This is a genomic window from Bacillus thuringiensis (genome assembly GCF_001455345.1).
Taxonomy (GTDB): domain Bacteria; phylum Bacillota; class Bacilli; order Bacillales; family Bacillaceae_G; genus Bacillus_A; species Bacillus_A thuringiensis_N.
Genome location: NZ_CP013274.1, coordinates 3,692,462 through 3,706,664 on the forward strand (window position 1 = coordinate 3,692,462; position 14,203 = coordinate 3,706,664).

Consider the following 14,203-nt stretch of genomic DNA (forward strand, 5'->3'; position numbering starts at 1 on the left):
TATTATTCCACCTCAATCGGCTCTTCAACTAATTCCCCGTTAAGAGACCAAGTTTTTGCTTCCGTTACTTTTACTTTCACAAGCTGACCAATTAAAGATTTTGAAGCGACGAAGTTTACAAGTTTATTCGTACGAGTATAACCTGCAAGTACTTCTGGATTATTTTTACTTTCCCCATCAACTAACACTTCTACAATTTGACCTTTGTAACGATTATTCTTTTCAATTGCCAACGTATTTACTAGTGTATTTAAGCGTTGAAGACGTTCTTTTTTCACTTCCATTGGTACATTATCTTTCATTTTTGCAGCTGGTGTACCTTCGCGCGGTGAATAAATAAAGGTAAAGGCAGTATCAAATCCTACTTCACGATATAACGACATCGTTTCTTCAAATTGCTCATCTGTTTCATTTGGGAAACCGACGATAATATCAGTTGTGAATACTGCATTTGGAATTGTTTCTTTAATTTTTCTTACAAGTTCTAAATAGTGCTCACGTGAATATTTACGCGCCATAATTTTTAACATATCTGTACTTCCAGATTGAACTGGTAAGTGAATATGTTCTACTAAGTTTCCACCTTTTCCAAGCACTTCAATTAAGTGATCATCGAAATCGCGTGGGTGGCTCGTTGTAAAACGAATACGGGCTATATCAACTTTACGGAGTTCGTCCATTAAATCGCCTAGACCGTATTCTATATCTTCAAAGTCTTTACCATATGCATTTACGTTCTGTCCAAGTAACGTAATCTCTTTATAACCATTCGCAGCTAAATGACGAATTTCTTGGATAATGTCTTCTGGACGCCTGCTTCGCTCTTTTCCGCGTGTATACGGTACGATACAATATGTACAGAACTTATCACAGCCATACATAATATTTACCCAAGCTTTAATATCGCCACGGCGTACTTTCGGAAGATTTTCAATTACGTCCCCTTCTTTTGACCAAACTTCAACTACCGTTTCCTTCGAGAACATTGCATCTTTTAGAATGTACGGTAATCTATGAATATTATGCGTTCCAAACACCATATCTACATGCTGATTTTTTTGCATAATTTTATTTACAACAGATTCCTCTTGAGACATACAACCACATACACCAATTAAAAGGTCCGGATTTCTTCGTTTTAGTGATTTTAAATGACCTAGTTCACCGAACACTTTATTTTCCGCATTTTCACGAATTGCACAAGTATTTAATAATACTACATCTGCATCCTCTGTTGAAAAGGTTGGCTCATATCCAAGTGCAGTGAAAATACCAGCCATCACTTCAGTATCATGCTCATTCATTTGACAACCATATGTACGAATATAGAACTTTCTCCCTGTACCAAAATTGCGAAACTCTTCAGGTAAGCCAAAATCCCGTTCAATTTTAACTTCTTCTTTCCCTCGCTTTTTCGCATCTTTTAAGGATGGTGGTTGGTATACATTTTCAAAGTATTTGCTATAATCTTTCTCTTCTTTTTTCGTAGAGGAATTTGCTTGTTGACTTGCTAATCGTTGTTGCTCGTTCATCGGTAATCTCCTTTCACCCTTAACTATACACACTCTATAGTCCATTTTAATGCGCCTAGACCCACCTCAAAAATGGTTAGATAGCTTGAGAGATAACTTGTCCTTTGAAACTTGAGTAATCAATCTAATCATCCGTAAGAATAAAGTCTTCCCCACACAAATAGACATTCCCTTTTGGTATTTCTTTTGTCCTACCCAAAAGCATATTGCTTTATCCCTATAAACATTACCATAGTATGAAGCGTTTCGCCAATTTTTACAAAGAAGAAGGCTTATCCTATTATTACATTTCCTAGTTAATGAACATGCAATTTTCATACAACGATTTACATATTATTTTACCATTCTGAATTTTCTAAGTAAATATAACTACCTTATATTTTTCCTCATTAAAAAAGGTTGCCAAATGGCAACCTGCTCTTCTTACATTACATAAATTCAGCAACAAGCTCATCAAACATTTTCTGATCCATATTTAAATCAGATTGCACTAAAGGCTTCTCGCTATAGCCTTTTACAAGTTCTTGGTATGAAGGTTGCGCTGTATTTTGATAAATTAAACCTGTGACTAATCCGTTATTTTCCATTAACGTTTGCATAGCCATCATGCGATTAGACGGATCATATCCCTCTACTGTACTTAGTTTTGTTAAATTTTCTTTAAACCAATCGTAAGTATTTACTTTATTGTAAGTAACACATGGGCTGAATACGTTAATTAATGAAAATCCTTTATGGTTAATACCAGCTTCAATAATTTGTGTTAATTCTTTTAAATCACTTGAAAAGCTTTGCGCCACGAATGTTGCACCAGCTGTTAAAGCCATTTCCATAACATTTAGTGACGGTTCAATTGAACCTTGTGGTGTACTTTTCGTTTTAAATCCAGCTTCACTACGTGGTGAAGTTTGCCCTTTTGTTAATCCGTAAATTTGGTTATCCATTACGATGTACGTAATGTCGATGTTACGACGAATAGAATGGATTGTATGTCCCATACCAATCGCAAATCCATCACCGTCACCACCTGATGCAATAACTGTTAAATCACGGTTTGCCATTTTCACACCTTGTGCAATTGGAAGGGCACGACCATGAATACTATGCACACCATATGAATTAATATAACCTGAAATACGACCTGAACAGCCGATACCAGAAATAACAGCTAGTTCATCTGGATTTAAGCCAACGTTAGCTGCCGCACGTTGAATTGCAGCTTGCACTGAGAAGTCTCCGCAACCTGGGCACCAGTTTGGTTTTACACTGTTACGAAAGTCCTTAAATGTTGCCATTTAATACAACCCCTTTTTTGCATTCGTTGTAAATCTCTTTTGGCAAGAATGGGTTCCCATCATATTTTAAAAGACTAGAAATTTTCTCACCGTTACCAAGATTCATTTTCATAATGTTAGCAAGCTGACCTGTTGCATTGTTTTCTACCACTACAACACGCTTCGCATTTTTCACAAGTGGATCGATTTCAGCTGTTGGGAACGGGTGAATTAAACGCACATGAGCATGGTTTACTTTCATGCCCTCTTGTTCTAAGCGCTCCATTGCTTCTTCGATTGCACCACGAGTTGAGTTAAATCCAACAAGCAATACGTCTGCTTCTTCATGCTTAACATTTTTATAGACAGGGGTATTGAATTTCAAGTTCTCCATTTTACGGAAACGTTTGTCCATTTGATCTTTACGGTTTATTGCTGATTCAGATGGTTTACCAGTTTCATCATGTTCTACACCTGTAACATGGTGAACACCATTTTTCATACCAGGTAAAACACGTGGTGAAACGCCATCTTCTGTTACTTCATAACGCTTGAAGTATGCTTTATTTTCACGTTCTGGCAATTCCGCTTCTAAATCAAGCTTACCACGACGAATTTCTACTTTATCTAACTTAAGTGGTTCTACTGTTTGTTTCCCTAAAGAAAGCTGTAAATCTGTTAAGAAAATAACAGGAACTTGATATTCTTCAGCTAAGTTAAATGCTTCTACAATATCATAGAAAGCTTCTTCAACTGTACTTGGCGCCATTACGATTTTTGGAATCTCACCGTGCGTACCGTAAATCATAGCCATTAAATCAGACTGCTCTTGTTTTGTTGGTAATCCTGTACTTGGACCACCACGTTGTGTATCAACAATCACTAATGGCGTTTCTGTAATACCCGCTAAACCAATCGCTTCCATCATTAAAGATAGACCTGGACCAGCAGATGCAGTTAATGTACGAACACCAGCATAGTTTGCACCGATTGCCATTGTACAAGCTGCGATTTCATCCTCAGTTTGGATTACTGTCCCGCCAACTTTTGGCAATTTTTTAATTAAGTATTCCATAATTTCAGATGCAGGTGTAATTGGATATGCAGACATAAAGCGAGCACCACCAGCTACTGCACCAAATGCGATTGCATCGTTTCCAATCATAAACATGCGTTTCTGACCATCAGCTTTTTCAAGCTGCATCATGTTTACTTTCTCACCTAGTAACTCTTTCATATATTGAGAGCCGCGCTTAATTGCGTCCATATTCTTTTGAACAACTTGCTCTCCTTTACGACCAAAGATCTCTTCAACAACATCTAAATAAGCTGTTTCATCTAATCCTAATACCGCACTTGATGCCCCAACAGCAACCATGTTTTTCATTAATGATGTGCCTAATTCTGAAGCAATATCTGTAAACGGTATCACATATAGATTTACATCTGTATTGTCAGGTATTGTCGGATTAAATTTCGCATCTGCAACTACAATCCCGCCCGGACGTAGTTCGTGGAAGTTAAAATCAATTGTCTCTTGATCAAAAGCAATTAAAATATCTAAGTCATCTGAGATCGCGCGTACTTCTGTTGTACTTACACGAATTTTATTATTTGTATGGCCGCCTTTAATACGTGATGAGAAGTGGCGGTAACCGTATAGGTAATATCCTAATCGGTTTAATGCAATACAGAAGATTTCTCCTGTACTTTCAATTCCTTCACCTTGTTGGCCTCCAACTTTCCATGAAAGTTGACTAATCATCTCCTACACCCCTTTTGGCTGCATTCATTGTAGTGTATTTTTTTACAGTAATAGTTTAGCATTTTTTATACAAATAAACTACAACGGACGCAAATTATGCCTCTTCTGATTTCCCTGAATCTTTAGTATAAAGCTATTTTGTTTTTCATTCTAGTATTAGGTCTTAAAAAAAGCAATAATATCAAATGAATTAATTCTAATTTTTCTGTGTTTTCAAAACAAAAATCTTAAAAACTTATATGTTCAACAAAATTATCATATAAAAATCGCTCTACAGTAGATGCAGCATAGTGTTTACAAAGCTCATTTATTATATTTTCATAATCTCGATACGCTGATACATTTACAACCGTTTCTAAAATCCCATCAAAATCTGAACCAAATCCTATATTGTTCTCTCCACCTAATGAACAAATATATTCGATATGTCTTACTATATCTGCTATATTCGCTTGTTTTTCATTTGTTAGAAACTGCGGTACAAAAGTGACACCTATCATGCCATTTCGCTTTATAAGAGCTTTAAGTTGTTCATCATTTAAATTACGTGGATGCTGACAAAGTTTCATACAGTTTGAGTGGGAAGCAATAGGATTTTTTGCACTTTCTACAACATCCCAAAAACTTCTTTCATTCAGATGAGACACATCAGTCCATGCATGTAACGTATTAAGTTCTTGTATAACTTCTTTACCAAAAGTCGTTAAACCCGCCTCACGTGTCTCTAGCGCACCATCAGCTAATAGATTGGCATAATTCCATGTTAGTCCAAAAGAACGTACTCCTAGGCGATACAACAACCGTAATTTCATTGCATCTTTTCCAATTGCTTCGCATCCTTCTAGTGTTAATATCGCTCCAATCTCGTCCTGTTTTAACATGTTAATATCATCTTTTGTCTGAATAAACTTCACACCCGGTAGAGATAAAATTTCATTATAAAAAATATCTACCATTTGTAATGCTACTTCAAATCGGTTTTCATATGCCACTGTTTCTGGCACATATATAGCAAAACATTGTATACTTCCTTTTCTTCTCTTTAACTGTCCAAATGTAATATGTAATTGCGGATCATGTTTAAAATCCTTTTTCCCTTGTGCACTCCATAACTGAAGAAGCACATCACAATGAGCATCAAAAATTTTCATTTTCATTCCTCCATTATAAAAACAACCTGTTTGCATACTGCAAACAGGTTGTTTAAACTTAACGAGGTTCTACAATTAATTTTATTGCTGTACGTTCTTCCCCATCAATCATAATATCCGTAAACGCTGGGATACAAATCAGGTCCAAACCACTAGGCGCTACAAATCCTCTTGCAATTGCTACTGCCTTTACCGCTTGGTTCAATGCACCTGCACCAATGGCTTGAATTTCTGCTGTTCCGCGTTCGCGAATAACACCTGCAAGTGCACCAGCTACAGAATTAGGGACCGACGTTGCTTTAACTTTTAATATTTCCATTCCGCGTTTCCTCCTCGTTTCTATAAAAAGTATTAGCAATTATTTCACTTTAACTTATATTCACGAGGAATGACGCGTATTCCTGCTAAATTTCTGTAATTTTTCTAAAAAATTAAAAAATAATGACTTATCTAAAATTTAGTCAAGAATTACTCAAAAAATGGTTGATCATCATTAATTAAGATACGCTCAATTTTCTTAGCTTTTCCTGTATTAGGATCCACATCAATTAGCACTGCACTTAATTGTGTTCTACCATTTGTTACTTCAAATCGTACTGGTAAGTTTGTTAAAAACTTCTTCAATACTGCTTCTCGGTCCATACCTAAAATTCCGTCGTAAGGTCCTGTCATACCAACATCTGTGATATATGCCGTTCCGCTTGGTAAAATACGGTTATCTGCTGTAGGAACATGTGTATGTGTGCCTACTACTGCTGTAGCACGTCCATCTACATACCAACCTAACGCTTGTTTTTCACTTGTAGTTTCTGCATGAAAATCAATAAAGATAATATTCGTACGTTTTTTTGCAATGCTAATTAATTCATCCACCTTACGGAATGGACAATCAATCGGAGGAAGGAAAGTACGTCCTTGTAAGTTAATAACTGCAACTTCTGTTCCATTACAGTTCACAAAGATAAGTCCTTTCCCTGGAGTTCCTTCTGGGAAGTTAGCTGGTCTTGCAAGATATTTTGCATCATCAATAAATTCGAATACTTCACGGTTATCCCAAGCATGGTTTCCAAGTGTAACCGCTTGTGCCCCGCATTCTAAAAAGTTTCGATATATTTTTTCTGTAATTCCACGTCCACCTGCTGCATTTTCTCCATTAATAATGGTTACTGTAGGTGTATATTTCTTCTTTAATGCCGGTACGTATTGTTGAATCATACCTCTACCAGGAGATCCTACTACATCTCCAACAAATAATATTCTCATATGTCTTACCCTTCCTATGTACTACATTTTTTATTACTATAGCTTTAAATGATTTCCTTACAATATATTTATTATAAGTTTGCTTCACTTATATGCTAGGTATAAAGTGAAACTTTAATCAGTTGGGGTTTTCTTCATCCCTACTGATTATTAGCCCTCACCAATCGGACATTTACGGGCAGCCCGATCCCCCACCTAACTTCTTTGCTTTCGCTGAATTTTGAGGCGGGGATCTTACTGCCCGCAAATAGCGGGATAACTAATTTTCTTTATTTTAACCAATTCCAACACAAAAAAATAAAGTGGTGTTTCACCACTTTATTTTGCGTATTCCACTGCACGTGTTTCACGAATAACAGTTACTTTAATATGTCCTGGATAATCCAGTTCATTTTCAATACGTTTTCGAATATCACGAGCTAAACGATGAGCTTCTAAATCATCAATTGTATCTGGTTTTACCAGAATACGAACTTCACGTCCTGCTTGAATTGCGAAAGATTTTTCTACGCCTTCATAAGACTCTGAAATCTCTTCTAACTTTTCAAGACGACGAATATAGTTCTCAAGTGTTTCACTACGAGCTCCAGGTCTTGCAGCTGATAATGCATCTGCTGCTGCAACTAAAACTGCAATGATAGAAGTTGGTTCTGTGTCCCCATGGTGAGATGCAATACTGTTTATAACTACAGGATGCTCTTTATATTTCGTTGCGAGTTCAACACCAATTTCAACGTGGCTACCTTCTACTTCATGGTCAATCGCTTTACCGATATCATGTAATAGACCAGCACGTCTTGCTAGTTTTTCATCCTCACCAAGCTCTGCTGCCATAAGTCCAGTTAAATATGCAACTTCCATAGAGTGTTTTAAGACGTTTTGTCCGTAACTTGTACGGTATTTTAAACGACCTAAAATCTTAATTAAATCTGGATGTAATCCGTGAACACCCACTTCAAACGTTGTTTGCTCTCCGACTTCACGAATATACTCGTCCACTTCACGTCTTGATTTTTCGACCATCTCTTCAATACGCGCTGGGTGAATACGTCCGTCCTGTACTAGTTTATCAAGAGCGATACGAGCTGTTTCACGACGAATTGGGTCGAATCCAGAAAGGATTACCGCCTCTGGTGTATCATCGATAATTAAATCAATACCCGTTAACGTTTCTAACGTACGAATATTACGACCTTCACGCCCGATAATACGTCCCTTCATTTCGTCATTTGGAAGATTTACAACCGAAACGGTTGTTTCAGCAACATGATCAGCTGCACATCTTTGCATTGCAAGAGATAAAATCTCTTTTGCTTTCTTATCCGCTTCTTCTTTCGCGCGAACTTCACTTTCTTTTACCATAACAGCGATTTCATGAGAAACTTCACTTTCTACTTTACCAAGAATAATTGCTTTCGCTTGTTCGCGTGTTAGATTGGAAATGCGCTCTAATTCTGTTTGTTGCTTTTGAACTAACTCTCCCACTTTGCTTTCCAACTCTTCAATCTGTTGTTGTCTCGCTACAAGAGATTCCTCTTTCTTCTCTAACTGCTGCTCGCGTTTATCGAGCGTTTCGTCTTTACGATCAAGGTTCTCTTCTTTTTGCATTAAACGATTTTCTTGTTTTTGTAATTCGCTTCTACGGTCACGAATTTCTAATTCAGCTTCTGTACGAAGTGTATGAATTTCATCCTTTGCTTCTAAAAGCGCTTCTTTCTTAAGTGCTTCAGCATCACGATTCGCTTCGTCTAAAATACGTCTCGCTTCATTAGCCGCACCATTAATCTTCGCTTCAGCAATAGACTTTCGAACAAAAAAGCCAACAACTGCACCGACTGTTGCAAGCAAAATGGAGATGAGTATCCAAACTGTACTCGTCATGATTTCACCTCCCCTTGCTATGAATGAAAAAAGACTGTCGGCATGTACATTGATTACAACATACAGCAAAGACCGTCGTCCCGCTTTTTTAAGGGACTTTCTTCATTTCACAATTAAAATGTCATATTATTATTTCGGTAAGATTTAAACCTTACTCCGAATATTACTTCTCTTCTTGAGAAGAGTATATCGTATATAAGAAAAAATATACATTCTCATTGTATCTATCGTAATTTTCATTGTCAAGCGTTGTCTACTTTTACTTTCTTTACCTTCAGTCCTGAATGTTATCTGAATTTGAAAAATTAATAGCATATTTTCCTGGAAAACCTTAGTAAATACCATTTTATTCCCTTAAAACGTATGAATATTCCTCTTTACACATCCCATTTGAGTCAAAAAAATATTTTAACCACTACGATAGATACCTCTTTAATAGAAGGTAAAAAATAAAAGACACGGGACCCGTGTCTTTTATTTTTTAATCTTGAAGAGTTGAATCTTCCGTGTCTTCCACACCAGAATCTTCACCAATTCCGTGATGATCACGAACAAAGAAGGCAATTTCCTCTCTTAAATCCGTATTCTCTTTTAAGAATTGCTTCGAATTTTCACGACCTTGCCCTAAACGCTCTTCATTATAAGAGTACCAAGCACCACTCTTTTGAACGATATCAAGTTCAGAAGCCATATCTAAGATTTCACCTTCTCTTGAAATACCTTCTCCGTACATAATATCAACTTCAGCAACACGGAATGGTGGTGCCACTTTATTCTTAACTACTTTTACTTTCGTTTTATTACCAACGATGTCGTTACCTTGCTTTAATTGCTCCGCACGACGTACTTCAAGACGGACAGTTGAATAGAATTTCAGCGCACGACCACCTGGAGTTGTTTCTGGGTTTCCGAACATAACCCCAACTTTTTCACGAATTTGGTTAATAAAGATTGCGATTGTTTTTGATTTATTGATTGCACCTGAAAGTTTACGAAGTGCTTGAGACATTAAACGAGCTTGTAAACCTACGTGTGAGTCACCCATGTCTCCTTCGATCTCCGCTTTCGGTACAAGAGCTGCTACAGAGTCAATTACAATAATATCAACCGCACCACTTCGTACAAGAGCTTCTGCGATTTCTAAACCTTGCTCCCCTGTATCAGGCTGTGATAATAGTAATTCATCTATGTTAACGCCTAATTTTTGTGCATAGACAGGATCCATCGCATGCTCCGCATCAATGAACGCTGCTTGTCCACCTTGACGCTGTACTTCAGCGATTGCGTGTAATGAAACTGTTGTTTTACCTGAACTTTCAGGTCCGTAAATTTCAATAATACGACCACGTGGGTATCCGCCTACCCCTAGTGCCACATCAAGTGCTAAAGAACCACTTGAAATTGTAGAAACTCTACGCTCCGCTTGTTCTCCTAATTTCATAATTGAACCTTTACCGAATTGCTTCTCTATTTGTTTTAACGCCATATCTAATGCCGCTTGACGATCACTCATTCAAAATTCCTCCTTAACTGAATTGCTAATCTTATTATACCTATTTTCAATTCAATTTGCCAACAAAAATCGAACATTTATTCGATTTTTTTATTTTCCATTACATAAATGCGGAATTTAACTATAAAAAAAGCTAGAAGAAACTTATATCTCTTCTAGCTTTTTATATAAATGATAAAATCCATATTTTGCTGATCGTTCTCTAATTTGTTGACGACTTCCACTTAAATTAAGAGGAAAGACTGCAGTTTGTTCACCTTTAATCGCTAATCCAACAAATACTGTTCCTGGCTCTTTCTGTTCTGAAGCATCTGGCCCTGCTACCCCAGTGAAACTAATTCCGATATCCGCTTTTAATAAATCCTTAACATTTTCAGCAAGATAACGAGCACATTCTTTACTAACTGCACCATCAGTATGCAACACTTCTTCAGGCACACGTAAAACATGTTGCTTCACATCATTATGATAACAAATGACACCGCCTTTAAATACAGAAGAAACACCAGCATTTTCAGTTACTTGATTTCCAAAAAGACCACCTGTTAAACTTTCTGCACATGCTAAGGTTAACCCTTTTCTCTTCAATAACTCAATTGCCTTATAATGCAAAAATTCTTGGTCATATCCGTAGAAAAATTCTCCTACTCTTTCTAAAATCAAATCTTCCACATGTTGAATTAGTTTCTCCGCTTCGCTAACATTTTGATGCTTAGCGGTTAAACGTAATGTCACTTCTCCATCATTTGCTAGCGGGGCGATTGTTGGGTTTGTTTGTCCATCAATTAAATCTTGAACTTTCACCTCTAATTGGGACTCCCCAATACCGAAGAAACGAAGCACACGAGAATAAATGTTTTCTCCTGTTGTAAAGTTACATAAAAAAGGCTCTACATAACTTACATACATCGGCTTCATCTCTTTTGGTGGTCCTGGTAATAAAATATAAACTTTTCCGTTCTTATCTAACCCCATACCAGGTGCCATACCGTGATCATTCGCAAATACAGTTGCTCCATCCAAAACGAGCGCCTGCTTTTTATTATTCTCCGTGAATTCGCGGCCTGTACGCTTAAAGTAATCGCTTATTGAGGCTAATGCTTTTTCATCATACACAAGCTCTCCACCCAAACAAGAAGATATCGTTTCTTTCGTCAGATCATCTTTTGTCGGACCTAATCCACCTGTGAAAATAAGCATGTCAGCACGTTCTTCCGCAACTTCAATCGCCTGCTGTAATCGTTTGTTATTATCTCCAACTACAGTATGGTAGTACACATTAATTCCAATTGAAGCTAACTTCTCAGATAAAAACTGGGCATTTGTATTTGCAATTTGTCCAAGTAATAATTCAGTTCCAACCGCAATAATTTCAGCATTCATCCCAATTCCCCCATAAACTTCTATTTTGAGTTTACAAAAGCTTCTCTATTTTTCCAGAAATAATCCCATCCTGAAATAACAGTAAAAATTAATGCAATCCATATAAAGATATCAGCTACCGGAATATGGATTAAATTTAAAGGTACATCGTGTAATAAGTATGCTGCGATCGCAATAATTTGTGTCCATGTCTTAATTTTCCCTAGCTGATTTGCCGCCACTACTTCTCCTGTCCCAGCAAGTACAAGACGTAAACCAGTTACCGCAAACTCACGGCTTATAATTACAATAACGATCCAAGCAGGTACGTATTGCATCTCAACTAACGTAATAAGTGCTGCTGAAACAAGTAATTTATCAGCTAACGGGTCAAGAAACTTCCCTAAATTCGTTACAAGATTATACTTTCTTGCGTAATGTCCATCAATCCAATCTGTAGCCGAAGCAATAATAAAGATAAGTGCTCCTACTAAATGTTGAATTGGTAAATCAACATCACCAATTGTGTATGAACCCCAATCAAAGGGTGCTAACATAATTACCATAAAAATTGGAATTAAGCAGATTCTAGATATTGTAATTTTATTTGGTAAATTCACAGCTATTCCTCCATCATATCAAAAACATTTGTTCATTGAAAAAAGTCATCGAAGCGATGACTGTTATTGTGCAGGTTGCTCTATCCCTTGGTTTTTTATCACCAATCTTTGGTGAAGTTCTTTTTCTGGATCCAATGGGTAAGCGACCACTTGGCCATTCAGTTTAACTTCAACATTCGTTGCATTTCCAATATTAAGTCGCACTTCTTTTATTGTTGATACATCATGTTTTTCTATTTGGCCCTCTTGTACTGTAGTGTTTAGAATTACATTCCCCGCATCATCTTTAACATCTACATAACTCGCACCTTTACCCGATATTTCCAGTTCTAATGTTTTATTATTATGAATTTCCAAAGTAGATACTTTACCAGTTGTTCCAACTACTTTCACTTCTTGTTGTCCAGTTGGCTGTGCTGGCGGTTCCTCTTTCTTTGGCTCTTCTTTTTTCGGTTCTTCCTTTTTCGGCTCTTCCGCTTTCGCTTCATCTTTCTTCGTATCTAACGGAGAGTTTTCCGCTTTTTTAACTTCAATTTTCTCACTTTGAGCATTCGGAACTTTCTCATCATCTTTTCCAGTTAACGCTTGAAACACAAACCAAATTACCACTCCAACTGCGATTACTAACAGCGCAACTAAGATTTTCGGCATATGATCTGCAATTGGCCAAGATGAAGATTTTTGCATTGTTTCTTGTGTTTTTTGTCCAGTTGATACTTGTGGAACGTCGCGTTTTTCAGATTGTGGTATCGTACTCTGATACTCTACAAGCAGTTCCTCTCCATTTAATCCAACCGCATCTGCGTATTGTTTAATGAATGCACGCGCATAAAAAGCTCCTGGCAATACATCATAATTGCCTTCCTCAATCGCTACTAAATGGCGCTTTTGAATTTTTGTAATCTCATGCAGCTGATCAATAGACAAGCCTTTCGTTCCTCTTGCTTCTTTCAGCTTTTGTCCTAATTCTGTCACTACTAACACCTCAATATTTCTTTAAAAGTCAAACATAGAGAAATTATTTTGCGTACCTTGCTCAATTTCATCTACTAAATTATATTGAATTTCTTCATCATAATCGTTACGCAACTCGATAATATAATCAAAATCATCCAACGTGTATTCTGACTGACTCACAAATACGTCAGGATGTTCCACAACTTTTGTCGCAGGCAATCTCATAATTTCACGAACAAGCTGCCAATGCCTTTCGTTAGCACGCTTTGTTGACACGATTCCATCTAAGATGAAAATATTGTCGTCGCTATACTCATCTTCAATCAATTGACTACGAACAGTTTGCTTAATAAGAGTAGATGATACAAATAACCATCTTTTATTTGCACAAACACTTGCGGCAACAATGGATTCTGTTTTTCCGACACGAGGCATTCCTCGTATCCCGATTAGTTTATGACCTTCTTTTTTCATTATTTCAGCCATAAAGTCTACAAGTAATCCTAATTCATCACGCACAAAACGAAATGTCTTCTTATCATCTGCATCCCGTTGTATGTACCTACCATGTCTAACCGCTAGCTTATCTCTTAGCTTTGGCGGACGATATTTCGTTACCGTTATGTTATCCATCGTATTTAAAATTGATTCAAGTCTAGAGATTTGCTCTTGATTATCACACATAAGGAGTAATCCACGTCGTGCATTATCTACACCATTAATTGTGACAATATTAATGCCGAGCATACCGATTAACGAAGAAACGTCACCAAGCAAGCCAGGTCGGTTTTTATGTATTTCATATTCAAAATACCATTCAATCATCCAAGATCACTCCCCTTGCTTACTTTACACCTACGTACTATATTATATGATTTCACCTTA

General features: G+C 37.0%; 12 protein-coding genes. All 12 read right to left on the reverse strand.

Annotation, left to right across the window (positions count from 1 at the left end; all coding sequences use genetic code 11):
* Positions 1-2: 2 nt before the first annotated feature.
* Positions 3-1,532 carry a tRNA (N6-isopentenyl adenosine(37)-C2)-methylthiotransferase MiaB gene (miaB, locus tag ATN06_RS19110; RefSeq protein WP_060631943.1) on the reverse strand — a complete coding sequence of 510 codons (1,530 nt, stop codon included), beginning with the start codon at positions 1,530-1,532 and terminating at the stop codon, positions 3-5.
* 428 nt (positions 1,533-1,960) lie between these two features.
* Positions 1,961-2,827, reverse strand: coding sequence for a 2-oxoacid:ferredoxin oxidoreductase subunit beta (locus ATN06_RS19115; protein ID WP_000190154.1), 867 nt, complete (start codon positions 2,825-2,827; stop codon positions 1,961-1,963).
* Positions 2,814-4,571 (reverse strand): 2-oxoacid:acceptor oxidoreductase subunit alpha, encoded by a 1,758-nt coding sequence (locus tag ATN06_RS19120; protein ID WP_060631944.1) that lies wholly within the window; start codon positions 4,569-4,571, stop codon positions 2,814-2,816. Before ATN06_RS19120 ends, ATN06_RS19115 begins: the two co-directional genes overlap by 14 nt.
* Before the next feature lie 227 nt (positions 4,572-4,798).
* Entirely contained in the window at positions 4,799-5,722 is a 924-nt protein-coding gene (locus ATN06_RS19125; protein ID WP_060631945.1) for a dipeptidase, read from the reverse strand.
* 58 nt (positions 5,723-5,780) lie between these two features.
* Positions 5,781-6,041, reverse strand: coding sequence for a stage V sporulation protein SpoVS (spoVS, locus tag ATN06_RS19130; RefSeq protein ID WP_000404341.1), 261 nt, complete (start codon positions 6,039-6,041; stop codon positions 5,781-5,783).
* Between the two features lie 149 nt (positions 6,042-6,190).
* Positions 6,191-6,985: a TIGR00282 family metallophosphoesterase gene (locus ATN06_RS19135; protein WP_060631946.1), complete on the reverse strand. Its 795-nt coding sequence runs from the start codon at positions 6,983-6,985 to the stop codon at positions 6,191-6,193.
* Between the two features lie 318 nt (positions 6,986-7,303).
* Complete coding sequence (rny, locus tag ATN06_RS19140) at positions 7,304-8,866, reverse strand: ribonuclease Y (protein WP_000204911.1); 1,563 nt, start codon at positions 8,864-8,866, stop codon at positions 7,304-7,306.
* A gap of 481 nt (positions 8,867-9,347) precedes the next feature.
* Complete coding sequence (recA, locus tag ATN06_RS19150; protein ID WP_060631948.1) at positions 9,348-10,379, reverse strand: recombinase RecA; 1,032 nt, start codon at positions 10,377-10,379, stop codon at positions 9,348-9,350.
* Between the two features lie 144 nt (positions 10,380-10,523).
* Complete coding sequence (cinA, locus tag ATN06_RS19155; RefSeq protein WP_060631949.1) at positions 10,524-11,762, reverse strand: competence/damage-inducible protein CinA; 1,239 nt, start codon at positions 11,760-11,762, stop codon at positions 10,524-10,526.
* Positions 11,763-11,782: 20 nt separating this feature from the next.
* Complete coding sequence (pgsA, locus tag ATN06_RS19160) at positions 11,783-12,361, reverse strand: CDP-diacylglycerol--glycerol-3-phosphate 3-phosphatidyltransferase (protein WP_060631950.1); 579 nt, start codon at positions 12,359-12,361, stop codon at positions 11,783-11,785.
* A 63-nt stretch (positions 12,362-12,424) separates the two neighbouring features.
* The gene (locus ATN06_RS19165) at positions 12,425-13,336 is read right to left on the reverse strand and encodes a helix-turn-helix domain-containing protein (protein WP_060631951.1); all 912 of its coding nucleotides are present in this window, start codon (positions 13,334-13,336) and stop codon (positions 12,425-12,427) included.
* A gap of 21 nt (positions 13,337-13,357) precedes the next feature.
* Positions 13,358-14,143: a DUF3388 domain-containing protein gene (locus tag ATN06_RS19170; RefSeq protein WP_000574107.1), complete on the reverse strand. Its 786-nt coding sequence runs from the start codon at positions 14,141-14,143 to the stop codon at positions 13,358-13,360.
* Between the last annotated feature and the right edge of the window lie 60 nt (positions 14,144-14,203).

What these genes read in the sequence shown, in the direction of transcription:
- ATN06_RS19120 (WP_060631944.1), bottom strand. Translation starts at nt 4,571, where the DNA reads ATGATTAGTCAACTTTCATGGAAAGTTGGAGGCCAACAAGGTGAAGGA.
- recA (WP_060631948.1), bottom strand. Translation starts at nt 10,379, where the DNA reads ATGAGTGATCGTCAAGCGGCATTAGATATGGCGTTAAAACAAATAGAG.
- ATN06_RS19125 (WP_060631945.1), bottom strand. Translation starts at nt 5,722, where the DNA reads ATGAAAATTTTTGATGCTCATTGTGATGTGCTTCTTCAGTTATGGAGT.
- rny (WP_000204911.1), bottom strand. Translation starts at nt 8,866, where the DNA reads ATGACGAGTACAGTTTGGATACTCATCTCCATTTTGCTTGCAACAGTC.
- ATN06_RS19115 (WP_000190154.1), bottom strand. Translation starts at nt 2,827, where the DNA reads ATGGCAACATTTAAGGACTTTCGTAACAGTGTAAAACCAAACTGGTGC.
- ATN06_RS19170 (WP_000574107.1), bottom strand. Translation starts at nt 14,143, where the DNA reads ATGATTGAATGGTATTTTGAATATGAAATACATAAAAACCGACCTGGC.
- spoVS (WP_000404341.1), bottom strand. Translation starts at nt 6,041, where the DNA reads ATGGAAATATTAAAAGTTAAAGCAACGTCGGTCCCTAATTCTGTAGCT.
- miaB (WP_060631943.1), bottom strand. Translation starts at nt 1,532, where the DNA reads ATGAACGAGCAACAACGATTAGCAAGTCAACAAGCAAATTCCTCTACG.
- ATN06_RS19135 (WP_060631946.1), bottom strand. Translation starts at nt 6,985, where the DNA reads ATGAGAATATTATTTGTTGGAGATGTAGTAGGATCTCCTGGTAGAGGT.
- cinA (WP_060631949.1), bottom strand. Translation starts at nt 11,762, where the DNA reads ATGAATGCTGAAATTATTGCGGTTGGAACTGAATTATTACTTGGACAA.